This window comes from Arthrobacter sp. 001422645, from assembly GCF_059816125.1.
The window spans coordinates 129421-141573 of sequence record NZ_JCBANT010000009.1 but is presented as its reverse complement, the minus strand read 5'-3'; the positions used below and the strand labels follow the sequence as shown (position 1 = coordinate 141573).

Genomic DNA, 12153 nt, shown 5'->3' with positions numbered 1-12153 from the left:
AGGAAATACTATGGCCACTTTTCGGGAACTCCACCACACCGGGGCGCCGCTCCTGCTTCCCAATGCGTGGGACGTCGGATCCGCCTTGGCATTTGCGTCAGCTGGCTATCCGGCCGTCGGCACCACCAGCTTTGGCATCGCGGCAAGCGCCGGCCTGCCCGACGGCGGCCGGTCCAGCAAGGCAGTGACCGCCGCCCTGGTGAACCAGCTGTGCCGCCTGCCTGTCCACGTCACGGCGGACGTCGAGGACGGCTACTCCGATGACCCCGCCGAGGTTGCAGACTTTGTGACCCAACTGGCTGCCCAGGGCGTGGCCGGGGTCAACCTGGAGGACAGCACGGACGGGCACCTGGTCGATCCAGCAGCTTTTGCCGAGAAAGTGGCCGCCGTCAAGCGGCGCAGCCCTGCTCTGTTCATCAACGCCCGGGTGGACAACATATGGTTCGGCGAACAGGCCACTGTGGATGCCGTCCTGCTCCGCGCCCGGGCCTACGCCGACGCCGGAGCGGACGGGATCTTCGTCCCCGGACTTGTGGTCCCGGAGGACATCCGGACCATCACGGCCGGTATTGGGCTGCCGGTCAACGTGCTGGCACATCCCTCGCTGACTGTTGCCGAGCTGGGCGAGCTGGGGGTCCGGCGGGTGAGTTCCGGCTCCCTGCCATACCGCGCAGCAGTGGACGCGGCGGTGAACGTGGTCAACGCCCTGCGTGACGGCACGCAGGTCCCGGCCGCCACTCCGTACTGGGAGATGCAGTCGCGTCTCGTGTCCTTCAGCCAGCGCCCTCCGGATCTTGAGAGGAGGTGACCATGGACGCCGCTTCGCCTGCTCCTCTTGATGAAGCCATGACTTCCGACGATTCTGCAGGCGGCCAGAAGCCGCGGCGGGCGACACTGGACGACGCCGCCGTCGTTGCCCAGTTACTTCATGACTTCAACACTGAGTTCTCGACGCCGACCCCGGACACCCAGGAGCTTCAATCACGATTGACGCAGCTCCTGGCAGGGGACGACGTGGTGGTCCTGCTGACCGGCGAGCCAGCGAGCGGGCTTGCGGTGCTTAGTTTCCGGCCCAACGTCTGGTACCGGGGGCCGGTCGCGATCCTCGACGAGCTCTATGTCCGTCCAGAGCTCCGCGGTCACCGCCTCGGCAGCGCACTCCTGGACGCAGCCCTCGAATTGGTGCGGGCCCGGGGCGGTGCACTCCTTGAGATCAACGTGGACGGCGAGGACACCGATGCGCGCCGTTTCTACGAAGCCCACGGGTTCACCAACACCGAACCCAACCAGACAGACCCAATGCTCTACTACTATCGCGAGCTCTGAAACGGGCACGTTGTTCACGGCGAGGGGAAAGTCTTCTGTCCTGCCGTCAGCCCAGCAGGTCGTCCTGATAGCACCAGCGCCAGTCTTCGCCCGGCTCGATGCTCCGCATCACCGGGTGCCCGGTCGCTTCGAAGTGCCTCGAGGCGTGGCTTCCGGGTGAGGAATCACAGCACCCCACCCTGCCGCACGCCAGGCACATCCGCAGGTGCACCGTCGTGGTGCCTTCCCTCCGGCAGCTCGCGCAGAAGGGGTCCGCGGGTACGTCCCGAGACCGGGCCGACTCGAGGTGGGCACATACTCCGCCCGGCCGCGCGATCCCTTCCCCGCCGCCCTCGCCGGAGGTGTCCACCTCGTCCAGCGCCATGTCCAACATGGATTCCTCAACATCCAGCCGGTCCAGCACATCACTGAGGACCTCCTGCGCGTACTCGCCGCCCCGCCTCAGTTCCAGTACCTTGGCCCGTTCCGCTTCCAGCATGGCCAGCCGCAGCCAGGCGTAACGCGCGCTGGGGGTCGCCGTTTCCGCCGATGGGCGGCCGAGCCGTTCCCAAGCAGCCAACCCGCGCTCCTGGGTGCGGCGTTTCAGCATGGCCACCACCTCTGGCGGATCGTTTTCCGTGCGCAGTTCCTGCAGGCGTGCCACGCCCGCAGCGGTGGCCAGTTGCATCAGCGAAGCCTGGTTCAGCGCGTCTTCGCGCTGGTCCGGGCCCTGGACCTTCAGGAGACGGACCAGCCCCGGAAGAGTGAACCCCTGCAGCGTCAGCGTGCCGCCCACCACCACCAGGGCGGCCAGGATCAGCACCGAACGGTGCTCCAGATCTGCGGGCAGCACCAGCACCGCGGCCAGGGTGACCACTCCCCGCATCCCGGCCCAGGAGACAATCGCCGCGAACTGCCACGGCGGCGCCGGGTCGTTCCGCCGCACGGCCGGAATCAGGCGGGGCAGGTACGTGGCCGGGAAAACCCATACCGGCCGGAGCACCAGCACCGCCAGCAGGATCAGAGCGCAGCCGGCCCAAATCCGCCCCGCGCCCAGGGAGTCGTCTTGGACGCCGTCGATGATGGTCCGCACCTGCAGCCCGATCAGCAGGAAGACTGCGTTTTCCAGCAGAAACTGCACAGTGTTCCAATTGCTGCGCTGGCTCAGCCGGGCGGCACCGTTGGGCATGGATGGCGCCTTGGTACCCATCACCAACCCGGTAACGACGACGGCGAGTACGCCGGACGCGTGAATCGCCTCCGCGGGAAGGTAGGCGACCAGCGGGGCGATCAACGACGTCGACGTGTTAATGGCGACGTTCCGGGTCCGCTTGCGGAGCTCGGTCAGCACGTAGGCGGCCGCAATGCCCACCACCACCCCGCCCCCGGCCGCGAGCAGGAAGTCCCCGGCGATCCCCGTCACGGACACCGACCCCGCAATGGCGGCGATGGCGGCGCGAAGGCAGATCAGGGCGGTGGCGTCGTTGACCAGGGATTCACCCTCCAGGATGGTGACGATCCTGCGTGGCATTCGCACCTTCCTCGCGATGGCGGTGGCCGCCACAGCATCCGGCGGCGCCACGACCGCGCCGAGGGCGATAGCGGCAGCCAGCGGAATTTCCGGGAACAACCACCAGACCACAAAGCCCACGGCGAAGGTTCCGAAGATGACGTAGCCCACCGAGAGCAGTCCGATGGCGCGGCGGTTGGAGCTGAAATCGAAGAGCGAAGTCCGCAGCGCCGCGGCGTACAGCAGCGGCGGCAAGAGTCCCACAAGGACCACTTCAGGGTTCAGCTCAATCTGCGGAACGAAGGGGAGGAAGGAGCCCACCACGCCGGCCAACACCAGCAGCAGTGGGACCGAAATGTTGAGCTTCCGGCCCAGCGCGCTGCCGGCACAGACCACCGCGACGAGAACCAGGAGTCCCAGCGCGATGTCCATTGGGACATTGTCTCAGCTGGAGGAAAGCGTGTCTGGGCCGGCGGAGGACCAGACCAGCGTGGCCGTGCTCAATCGCGGGTGAGCCGGGATTTTACGTGGACGGGAAGGTCGGCACGTCCGGCCGCCGGCGGGCAAAAATGGATTTGGCCCCCAGCCCCGCCAACGCGATGACCAGAGCCAGCAAGACTTTGGGAGCTGCTCCACCCGCGGGTCCAAGTGTTGCCGCCAGGATCTGCCGACTCATCAACAGCATCTCCTGCAGGTCGCCAGCCAGTACGCGCGTCCCCAGAACGTAGTTGACGGAGATGAACAGGGCGGGAACCACCCACAACAGGGCAAGGTTCAGGGCCCACATCGCGGCCCGCCGCGCAGGACGAAGGCCGCACCATGCCAGGGCACAACCAACGAGGATGGCGGGAATCCAGTGAGCCAGGGACGGCACTGCCGCGGGGACGTTGATGTGGCCAACGAAGCCGACAACCCACTCCACCGTCCACGAAGCGAACGGCACCGCCACGAGTCCGGCGCCCAGTGCCGCCAGGCTCCGTGACCTTGAACAGAGCAGCAGGTGCGCCACGAGGGCAGCAGCGAGGGATGCGGTGACGCCCGCGAGCAACCCGGCGAAGTAGAGGCTTGCCGTTGTTCCGCCCGTCAAGCCGCCGTCGAGCACGGTGAAGGACTGGACGGCAGCCGTGGACTGGACCACAAGAACGCCGGCTGCCGCGCACCACGCCACCAGTCGCCGTCGGGCGGGGGACCAGATGCGCACCGCAAGTCCGGCTGCCGCACCTCCCACGGTGAGGAGGGCCACGATCGTGGTGAGTTCGTATTGGCTTAGCGGCAGTAACGACACGGGCATCTGGTCCGGAGCGACGTCGGCGCCCCACAAGTTCTGCAGTGGGAGCTGTGCGCCGGTCACCAGCCAGGGGCCCAAACCGAGCAATCCCGCGAGGATCCCGATCAGCCGCCCCCAAGCGGCATCCCCGGCGGGAGTTCGGCGTGGTGGTCTGCTGGGAGCTGTCTGGTCCATCGCTTGAGCGGGAAGGCTCACGGAGGCTCCTTGCGTCTGAGCGCTCTGGGAGGGACGCGCACGAGTAAGTGGGTTATCCCGTCCAGAATAATGCACCGAATGGACTAACCTAGTCGCCCCACCCACGAGGTGGACGATGACCGCCGGGATCGGGTCTTCCGGATCAACGTCACCGCCCTCATGCGCGGCGCCGGCTCACGTCCACCTTCCGGCCCTATCGGGATGACGCTGGACGGCCTATCGTGGTCCCTGCCACAGCGCGAGGGAAGGAAGGACGATGTTCACCCTGCAGATTAGCTATCCGGTCCGGGAATACGAGGCTTTCAAGAAAGTGTTCGACACGGATCCCGCAGGTCGCGCAGCCTCGGGCGCCCGATCTGTCCGCTTGTTCCGGGATACCGAGGACCAGAACAGCGTGGCCGTGCTCCTGGACTTCGACACCAAGGAGGCCGCGACCGACTTTCTGGAAAAGTTGCGCAGCCAGGTGTGGGACAAACCCGAGGTGATGGGGCAGCTCATGTCGGCAGCGCCAACAGCCAGGATTCTGGAGGAGATGGCCCGCGAGGGCCTGGGCGCGGGCTGACCCCCGAGAATCCGGGGTCTTCGCCGGATGAGTTTCATGCCCGGCGTCCCCAGGTCGACGGCGGGACATCCCGCGGCGATTCCATATCCTCCAGCGGGCTGGAGGATGCCGGGAAAGGATTGGACTGCATTCCGGGCGCAAAGGAAGGCGGGCCTCCGGATGGCGGGAATGCCACCAGCCACGCTGGAAGTCAATGACGCCGTCGTCCAGTCCGTCGTCCGGGACCAGCGGCCCGATCTCGCCGATCGTCAGCCGGTGCGGGTCGCGAATGGCTGGGACAACGCGACCTTCCGGCTCGGCGATGACCTGGCCGTCCGGCTGCCGCGCAGGGCCGAGGCCGTGCCGCTGATCCTGCATGAGCAGCGCTACCTTCCCGGCATCGCCAGCCGCTCCCCGGTGGCGGTTCCTGTCCCCGTCCACGCCGGCCGGCGGGCGCCGGACTTTCCCTGGCCGTGGAGCATCGTGCGGTGGGTCCCCGGAACCGCCGCGGCCGACGTCGGCCCCGCGGACCGTGGGCCGGCCGCTGAGGGTCTGACCGATTTCCTCCTCTCCCTCCACGTGCCCGCCGACACCGGCGTACCCGTGAATCCTTTCCGCGGCGTGCCGCTGCTGGAGCGCGACACTGCGGTGGTGGAACGGCTCCGGGACCGCGAACGCTACCCGCAGGCAGCAGCGCTGAGAGCAGTGTGGGCGCAGGCCTGTGCCGCCAAAGCCTGGGACGGTCCGCCGATGATGCTCCACGGGGACCTTCACCCGGGCAATGTCCTGCTGGCGGACGGCGGCTCGCTGGCCGGCGTCATCGATTTCGGCGACATCGGGGCAGGGGACCCGGCTGTCGATCTGGCGGTGGGATGGCTGATGTTCGACGCTGGCGCCCGCCACCGCTTTATGGACGCCTTTGGCCTAGCAGTGGAAGGGGACACCTGGATGCGGGCCCGGGGCTGGGCCCTCAACCTGTCCACCGCCCTGGTGAGCAACTCCGACGACAATCCGCGGATGTTCGCCGTGGGGGAGTTCGGGATCAGGCAGATCCTGGGAGGCTGACTTAGGCACCACTGGCAGGGCCTCCCTCATCCTCGCCACGCCAACGATCTTTCCCAGTTCACCCACCAGCCACCAACACGCCCTCCAGCGTTCTCCCGCGACCAGCAGTCTTTTCACGCCCCCTTTTGCCCGGCACGTTCCCATGTGCCGGGCGGAGAGTCCCCTGTATTCAAGGAGTACTCCGTGTACGTGAAAAGCACCCTCGCCGCTGTCGCCGTCCTTGCCTCCCTGGCCGGTGCAGCAGCCCCTGCCCAGGCAGAGGCAACCAAGCCGGCTCCCGTCGTCGGCCAGCCGCTCGCCCAGGCGCATGCGCACAACGACTATGAGCATGACCGTCCCCTGTTCGACGCATTGGAGCATGGCTTCACCAGCGTGGAAGCGGACGTGTGGCTGGTGGACGGCGAGCTGCTGGTGGCCCACGACCTGGAGGATGCCCGGCCCGGCGTGACGCTCGAGAGCCTCTACCTCGATCCGCTCCAGGACCTCGCCCGGGGTCAGGGCCACAGCGTCTACCCGAAGTGGGACGGCAGCCTGCAGCTTCTGATCGACATCAAGAGCGACGGCGAATCCACCTACGCCGCCATCGAGAAGGAACTGGCCGAGCACCGCGACATCATGAGCCGCTACAGCCACGGCACCACCAAGACCGGCCCGGTCACCGCGGTCATCAGCGGAAACCGCCCGCTGGCCACCATGCAGGCACAGGAGAAGCGCTTCAGCTTCTACGATGGCCGCTCCGCAGACCTCACCTCCGGCAAGCCTGCGGGCCTGATACCGCTGGTCAGCGACAACTGGACCAAGCTCTTCACCTGGCAGGGCGTGGGCCCCATGCCGGAGGCCGAGCGCGCCAAACTGCGCGCTTACGTGGCCGACGCGCACGCCAATGGCTACCGCGTCCGCTTCTGGGCCACCCCGGACATGCCCGGCACCGCACGCGGAGCCATCTGGAACGAACTCTTCGATGCCGGCGTGGACCACATCAACACCGACGACCTCGCCGCGCTGCAGCAGTTCCTGACCGCCCGCGCGGCCTAAGCCGCACGCCTCAAGCCCCAACTCCGCAAAGAAGAGGAACACCGCCATGCCTTCAAGGACCATCAAAACGACGACGGCGGCAGCGGTCCTGGCGCTCGGCCTCCTTTCGTCCCAGCCCGCCACCGCCGCCGCCACCGCCGCCGACGGCACCGCCGACAGCGCCGCGGACAACAAAGGGTTCACGTTCGGCGTGATCGGTGACATCCCCTACGGCGAGGCGGAAATCGCGAAGTTCCCCGCCCGCATCCAGGACATCAACGCCGACAGCGCGCTGAAGTTCGTCACCCACGTGGGCGACATCAAGAACGGTTCCTCGGTTTGCTCGGACGAGTACTTCGAGAACATCCGCACGCAGTTCGACACCTTCGAGCACCCGCTGGTCTTCACCCCGGGCGACAACGAATGGGTGGACTGCCACCGCACCAACAACGGCGCCTACAACCCTCTGGAACGGCTCGACAAGCTGCGGGATGTCTTCTTCGACGAGCCTGGCAAGACCCTGGGCGCCACCATGCCTGTCAAGACCCAGGCGGACCTCGGGCTGCCGGAAAACGTCCGCTTCACTCACAACCGGGTGGCGTTTTCCGTGCTGAACATCCAGGGCAGCAACAACTCGCTGCAGCCGTGGACGGGCCTGGGCGAAACCACCGCCACGCCCGAGCAGCTGGACGAAGTTGAGCACCGGACGGGCGCAGTCCTGGCCCAGATCCGCGACACCTTCGCTGACGCCGAACGCCGCAACGACCGCGCCGTTGTCCTGATGACCCAGGCCGACATGTTCGACCCGTCCCTGCTCGCCGCCGCGACCGCCAACCCGGACACCATGTCCGGTTTCCGCGATATCGTGCAGGCCATCATCGACGAAACCAACAGCTTCGACGCCCCGGTCTACCTCATCAACGGCGACAGCCACGCCTTCGCCGAGAACGAGCCGCTCGCGGAGGGCTCACCCTGGCTGGGCATCTACGGCCAGCCCGCCGCAGATGACCTGCAGCGCATCACCGTGGACGGATCCGCCAACGCCACCAACTACGTCAGGTTCACCGTCGCCGGCAACCGTGCCGACGACGCGGACGTTCTGGCCTGGGAAAAGGTCGCCTTCACCCAGTAGTCACCGCACGGAAGCGGACGACGGCGGGAGGTACCGCCGTCGTCCGCTCAACACGGTGCACCTGGCCGCAGGAGGGACACAGGGTGTAGAGATCCTCATCCGCGGGCTATGCAGCCAGCCCGCCGGGGACCGGGGTGCTGACTCCGATGTGGACGGGGACACGTTGTGAATTGGCGCTCGGGAACTCGGATATACCAACGAGCACCGTCCTGGGAAGGTCGTCCGGGCAGCCGCGCCGGACGGCGGGCTCTTCGGCAACTATCGCTCCCCATTTTGTTCCTGGCCTGCCATTGCTTTTCGAAGACAGGAACCGACCATGCAAACCTGGAGCGATCGAGTGCACTATGCAGGGCCGGTGCTGCAGCCCGAAGTCGTATGGCATTGACGCGCGGAACCGCCCGGAACACGATCAGCCTCGGGCCTGAGGAGGCACGATCCGTCACTGGAAACGGGCGGCTCCGCGGCCGGACCGGCGTTTAGACCTCAGACAGCAGCGGACTCGTCGTAACGGCCATGGCGGTGCAACCACACATAAAGGCCAGCGGAGGCGCCGCCGGCCAGTAGAGGGACGGCCCAAACCGCGGAATCAGTGCCGCGCAGCAGGACGGCAACGGCAACGACGGTGGCCGCCGTGATGCCGACGCCCGGTGACGCAGTCGAGAGGCTGCGCATAACGTCTTTCCTGAACTGTCCATGCAGAGCCGTGAGGCCGACGATGGCGACCACGAGCGCGATTGCCGCAACGAGCAGAATTATCCCCTCGGCAAGGCCAATGATAACGACTCCTGCAGCGAAAAAGACGCTTAGGAGTATCCAGTAAGCGTTCTTAATTTGACCATTTCGAATAATTTGGTTCATTAGTTCGATCCTAGCAACCGCGGTTGAAGTCGAGGCCTGTGCCGCCAAAGCCTGGGACGGTCCGCCGATGATGCTCCACGGGGACCTTCACCCGGGCAATGTCCTGCTGGCGGACGACGGCTCGCTGGCCGGCGTGATCGATTTCGGCGACGTCGGGGCAGGGGACCCGGCGGTCGATCTGGCGGTGGGATGGCTGATGTTCGACGCCGGCGCCCGGCACCGCTTTATCGACGCCTTTGGCCTAGCAGTGGAAGGGGACACCTGGATGAGGGCCCGGGGCTGGGCTCTCAACCTGTCCGCCGCCCTGGTGAGCAACTCCAACGACAATCCGCGGATGTTCGCCGTGGGGGAGTTCGGGATCAGGCAGATCCTGGAAGGCTGACTTAGGGAACCGCTGGCAGGGCCTCCCTCAGCCTCAGCGCCCGATACCGGGGACCCTGGCGCCGTCGTCGTTTCCACCGAATGAGATTCAAAGGCAGACCTGTGAACCGCTACAGTATGGCGCCTGTCTGGCGAGTGGGGCGGTGGCTGTTCTGCAGGATCATTTGCACCAGGGCTGAAGGTGAGGCGGCCACCGCGGCCGCTCCCGACGCTTCTTCCGCGCCGCCGTATCCCCAAGGCACGAAGATGGTGGAGATGCCGTGGTCCGCTGCTCCCGCGACATCATGGCTTCGGTCACCGACCATCACCGGATGGGAGATGTCGACGCCGTAGGAGTCGAGACGGAGCAGCAGTTCGGCAATGACCTCCGCCTTGGTGGCCCGTCTCTCGCTGTCGGAGGCACCGCATACGTTGACGAAGTGGCGTTCTATGCCAAACCGTCGCGCGAGTCGTACTGCCTGATCTTCCACTTTGGAAGTGGCCACAGCCATGGGTATGCCGGCTGACTGTAGATCCTCCAGCAGTTCGATGATTCCGGCGTAAAGGCTGGACTGCTCAGCACCATTGTCCGCATACGCTTTGCGATAGTGTTGGAGGGCTCTTTGGGCGGTTGGTTCGTCCAGCCCTGCCACTGTTCTGGAGGACTCGATCATCGGCGGGCCGACAAACCGGCACAGTTCATCCTGTGACGGGATGGATGCGCCTACAGCGGCCAGGGCTTGGGCGGCACTTGATGTAACTCCGGGTGCGGAGTCGAGCAGCGTTCCGTCCATGTCGAACAGGACGCAGGTTATGTCCTTAAGCGTCGGACGGTTTTGGTGCGGAAGTATCATTTCTCAGGAACTTTCGGTCTTGGCGTTGGTTCAGCTCGGGTTGTGCCCGGGGATTGATTTGCTGTGAAGGGTAGGCATGGATCGAGTGAGTCTTGATCAGATAGACCAGAGGATCTTTGCGGAGCTCACGAAGAACGCACGCATTAGTCACGCGGAACTGGCAACGAAGGTGTTGCTTTCACGGAATGCGGTGCGCCAGCGGATCGACCGGATGGAACGGCAAGGGTATATCCAGGGGTACACAGTTGTGTCGGGCCCGCCCGGCCAGAGTCCCGTATCTGCCTTCCTGATGGTCTATCGGAAGGACCGTGTGCGGGGGTCGGACGTCATCACAGTTCTGCGGACCATTCCGGAAGTGGTTTTGTGTGATGTAGTCAGCGGCGACTTCGATCTACTGGTGAGAATTGAAGCCCGGTCGCTGGAAAGGATCCAGGAGATCTGGGAGCAGATCGCCGCGCTTCCCGGCGTCACCGACACCGTCACGGCAATGACGCTTTCCAGTGTCATTAGGCGAGGCACCGGTGGAGTCGGCAACGCGGAATGAGCGGTCAGACAGGCGACGTGGCGGTCTCCTCAACGGGCCGCACGGCGGCTTCAAGCAGCTTCTGGGCCGCGTCCCGGTCCAGGAGTTTCCTGCTGGTGACGACGTCAAGAATCGTCGATCCGTTGTGGAGGGCCTCTTTGGCGACTGCTGCTGCGGCCGTGTAACCGATGGCCGGAATCAGCGCCGTCGCAAGGCCCGCTGAGACTGCCGTCTGGCGGGCGAGTCGTTCGGTGTTTGCTTCGATGCCTTCCAAGCAGTGAGTCCGGAGAACGCGTACTCCTTGTTTGAGCCACGAAATGCTCTGAAGAAGTACGTGGGCAATAACAGGCTCAAAAGCGTTGAGCTGGAGTTGGCCGTTGTCCGCCGCCATCGTGACTGTCGTGTCTGCTCCGGCGACCGCGAAAGCGATCTGGTTCATGGTCTCCGGAATCACGGGGTTTACCTTTCCCGGCATGATTGACGACCCGGCCTGACGGGGAGGCAGGATGATCTCGCCAAAGCCGTTCTGCGGTCCGCTGGACAGCAGCCGGAGGTCGCTGCTGATCTTGGACAGCTTTATCGCCGTCCGTTTCAGCATTCCCGACATGTGCATGAAAACGCCGACATCAGACGTTGCCTCGACGAGGTCAGCGGCACGAACGAGCCGGACGCCAGAGACTTCGGACAGTACCCGCAGTACAAGCTGTTGATATCCCGGCTCGGCGGTGATGCCTGTGCCGATGGCAGTGGCGCCCAGACTGCACTCACGCATAAGGCCCGTGGACTCAAGGAGCCGGGCGCGGTCTTCTTCCAGTGTTGCGGCGAATGCATTGAATTCCTGCCCGAGGGTCATCGGAACAGCGTCCTGAAGTTGGGTCCTGCCCATCTTTACGACGGCGGCGAATTCGGCGGCTTTTCCTCTGGCCGTGTCGGCAAGTTTGCCCAGTTCATGGTGGAGTTCCGCGGTGGCGAAAATCAGGGCCAGCTTGATCGCCGTTGGATACGTGTCATTGGTGGATTGGCACCGGTTGACATGATCGATCGGATGCAGGTGCTGGTACTCTCCGCGGCGGTGGCCCAGTTTTTCCAAGGCAAGGTTCGCGATCACTTCGTTCGCGTTCATGTTCGTGCTTGTGCCCGCTCCACCCTGAATGACGTCCACGCAAAACTGCTCATGGTGCTGTCCATCCTGGATTTCCTGGCACGACTCGCGGATTGCCTGGCTCTGCGCGTGCGTGAGGACCCCGAGCTCGCAATTGGCCTGAGCCGCGGCGCTCTTGATCATCGCCAAGGCGCGTACCAGATGCGGGTGACGGGAGACAGGAATGCCGCTGATGGTGAAGTTCTCCAAAGCACGGGCAGTGTGGGCTCCCCAGTAGACCGCAGCCGGCACGGGAATGCTGCCGAGCGAATCAGTCTCGATGCGGGTGGTCATGATGTTCCGTTCTCTAATGTGGAATCGTTTTTGCAGGGCCAATGTGGCTGGTCCGAGCGAAAGGTGGAGGAGC

At 65.3% G+C, this 12153-nt stretch carries 13 protein-coding genes; 8 read left to right on the top strand and 5 right to left on the bottom strand.

Annotated elements, in window-relative coordinates; translation table 11 throughout:
* The first annotated feature begins 10 nt into the window (after positions 1–10).
* Both AC6EUH_RS11325 and AC6EUH_RS11320 read left to right on the top strand, forming a co-directional pair.
* The gene (locus tag AC6EUH_RS11325; protein ID WP_499738682.1) at positions 11–808 is read left to right on the top strand and encodes an isocitrate lyase/PEP mutase family protein; all 798 of its coding nucleotides are present in this window, start codon (positions 11–13) and stop codon (positions 806–808) included.
* Positions 809–846: 38 nt separating this feature from the next.
* The gene (locus AC6EUH_RS11320) at positions 847–1326 is read left to right on the top strand and encodes a GNAT family N-acetyltransferase (RefSeq protein WP_499738709.1); all 480 of its coding nucleotides are present in this window, start codon (positions 847–849) and stop codon (positions 1324–1326) included.
* 46 nt (positions 1327–1372) lie between these two features.
* On the opposite strand, the gene AC6EUH_RS11315 is transcribed toward AC6EUH_RS11320, so the two are convergent.
* Together AC6EUH_RS11315 and AC6EUH_RS11310 are read right to left on the bottom strand one after the other, a co-directional pair.
* On the bottom strand, positions 1373–3247 hold the full coding sequence (locus AC6EUH_RS11315; protein ID WP_499738681.1) for a Na+/H+ antiporter: 1875 nt from the start codon (positions 3245–3247) through the stop codon (positions 1373–1375).
* Between the two features lie 91 nt (positions 3248–3338).
* The gene (locus AC6EUH_RS11310) at positions 3339–4298 is read right to left on the bottom strand and encodes a hypothetical protein (RefSeq protein ID WP_499738680.1); all 960 of its coding nucleotides are present in this window, start codon (positions 4296–4298) and stop codon (positions 3339–3341) included.
* Between the two features lie 256 nt (positions 4299–4554).
* Here AC6EUH_RS11310 and AC6EUH_RS11305 point away from each other — a divergent pair, with 256 nt between their 5' ends.
* From AC6EUH_RS11305 to AC6EUH_RS11290, 4 genes are all read left to right on the top strand, one after another.
* A complete protein-coding gene (locus AC6EUH_RS11305; protein WP_499738679.1) occupies positions 4555–4860 on the top strand; it encodes a hypothetical protein in 306 nt (101 codons plus the stop codon).
* A gap of 168 nt (positions 4861–5028) precedes the next feature.
* On the top strand, positions 5029–5904 hold the full coding sequence (locus tag AC6EUH_RS11300; protein ID WP_499738678.1) for an aminoglycoside phosphotransferase family protein: 876 nt from the start codon (positions 5029–5031) through the stop codon (positions 5902–5904).
* Positions 5905–6087: 183 nt separating this feature from the next.
* The gene (locus AC6EUH_RS11295; RefSeq protein WP_499738677.1) at positions 6088–6939 is read left to right on the top strand and encodes a phosphatidylinositol-specific phospholipase C/glycerophosphodiester phosphodiesterase family protein; all 852 of its coding nucleotides are present in this window, start codon (positions 6088–6090) and stop codon (positions 6937–6939) included.
* 46 nt (positions 6940–6985) lie between these two features.
* Complete coding sequence (locus AC6EUH_RS11290; RefSeq protein ID WP_499738676.1) at positions 6986–8050, top strand: hypothetical protein; 1065 nt, start codon at positions 6986–6988, stop codon at positions 8048–8050.
* A gap of 483 nt (positions 8051–8533) precedes the next feature.
* Here AC6EUH_RS11290 and AC6EUH_RS11285 read toward each other — a convergent pair whose 3' ends face one another.
* The gene (locus tag AC6EUH_RS11285) at positions 8534–8908 is read right to left on the bottom strand and encodes a hypothetical protein (protein ID WP_499738675.1); all 375 of its coding nucleotides are present in this window, start codon (positions 8906–8908) and stop codon (positions 8534–8536) included.
* Here AC6EUH_RS11285 and AC6EUH_RS11280 point away from each other — a divergent pair.
* Complete coding sequence (locus AC6EUH_RS11280) at positions 8895–9290, top strand: phosphotransferase (protein WP_499738708.1); 396 nt, start codon at positions 8895–8897, stop codon at positions 9288–9290. The genes AC6EUH_RS11285 and AC6EUH_RS11280 overlap by 14 nt on opposite strands.
* A 109-nt stretch (positions 9291–9399) precedes the next feature.
* Here the strand turns inward: AC6EUH_RS11280 and AC6EUH_RS11275 are convergent, their stop codons facing one another.
* On the bottom strand, positions 9400–10122 hold the full coding sequence (locus AC6EUH_RS11275) for an HAD hydrolase-like protein (RefSeq protein ID WP_499738674.1): 723 nt from the start codon (positions 10120–10122) through the stop codon (positions 9400–9402).
* A gap of 76 nt (positions 10123–10198) precedes the next feature.
* Between AC6EUH_RS11275 and AC6EUH_RS11270 the strand changes: the two genes are divergently transcribed.
* Positions 10199–10666 (top strand): Lrp/AsnC family transcriptional regulator, encoded by a 468-nt coding sequence (locus AC6EUH_RS11270; RefSeq protein ID WP_056430402.1) that lies wholly within the window; start codon positions 10199–10201, stop codon positions 10664–10666.
* A 4-nt stretch (positions 10667–10670) separates the two neighbouring features.
* On the opposite strand, the gene AC6EUH_RS11265 is transcribed toward AC6EUH_RS11270, so the two are convergent.
* Positions 10671–12080: an aspartate ammonia-lyase gene (locus tag AC6EUH_RS11265; RefSeq protein WP_499738673.1), complete on the bottom strand. Its 1410-nt coding sequence runs from the start codon at positions 12078–12080 to the stop codon at positions 10671–10673.
* Positions 12081–12153: the final 73 nt, after the last annotated feature.